At 59.1% G+C, this 335-nt stretch carries 1 pseudogene; it reads left to right on the top strand.

Annotation, left to right across the window (positions count from 1 at the left end):
* Window positions 1–335: pseudogene (locus IO33_RS48920) on the top strand (hypothetical protein); the annotation flags it as partial.

The raw sequence follows: 335 nt of genomic DNA, 5'->3' as shown, positions 1-335 counted from the left end.
ACGATGCTGACTACCCGAAAACGCCATCTAGCAGATAGCTCGGACAGGCCGCCAGCGATATCGGCGAAACGAGAAGACGTCCTGAAGCTGACCCTAGAGGACTACTTGGAATGGCGTGATCCACTGCGCGAGGCGTTCATCTGGTCAGCCACTTTCCTCGCCGACCGGCATATCTTTGCCCGACGCGACATCCCCTACCCCAAGCAACTAGTGCCGCTGGCAGCAATCAAGGTCGGGCTTGGAAAGGATGCTGATCTGATCGGCGTGAGCGAGCGGCTCGCACGGTGGTACTGGTGTGGCGTTTTGGGCGAGCTCTACGGTTCGGCGATCGAAAC

The organism is Streptomyces durhamensis, assembly GCF_000725475.1.
Lineage (GTDB): Bacteria > Actinomycetota > Actinomycetes > Streptomycetales > Streptomycetaceae > Streptomyces > Streptomyces filipinensis.
Note: the sequence above shows the minus strand (reverse complement) of the source record. Positions and strands in the feature narration are given on the sequence as shown.